Annotated in this window: 1 protein-coding gene; it reads left to right on the plus strand. The window is 32.0% G+C overall.

The features are described from left to right. Window positions 1-186: 186 nt before the first annotated feature. The coding region (locus AC1DJR_RS32915) for a VOC family protein (protein ID WP_477004558.1) at window positions 187-566 on the plus strand (380 nt) is incomplete at its 3' end.

Genomic DNA, 566 nt, shown 5'->3' on the forward strand with positions numbered 1-566 from the left:
AAATTGAACAACCAAATAATATGTTTGGAGAATCATTTCTTTGGACAGCATTATTTAAGAAGAAATAAAACATAGATAATTGACAAACTCATCGTTTTTATAGACAATACACTTATAGGAATATACGTTCGGTTTTATTGTCCGATGTATGTTTTGCATAAATACATAACAAGGGGATGTCTCTAAATGGGTAACACAAATCAAAAAATCACTACGTTTTTAATGTTTGAGGGCAAAGCTGAGGAAGCGATGAATTTTTACACATCGCTATTTAATCAATCAGAAATTGTAAGTATCTCTCGTTATGATGAGAATGGACCAGGTAAAGAGGGAACTGTAATTCATGCAACTTTTACGCTAAATGGACAAGAGTTCATGTGTATTGATAGTTATGTAAAGCATGATTTTACATTCACTCCAGCTATGTCTCTTTATGTAACTTGTGATACGGAAGAGGAAATCGAAACAGTTTTTAATAAACTAGTACAAGATGGAAAAGTTCTTATGCCTTTAGGTTCATATCCGTTTAGTAAAAAGTTTGGCTGGTTAAATGATAAGTATGGTGT

The sequence above is a fragment of the Bacillus sp. 05T31 genome, assembly GCF_056396725.1.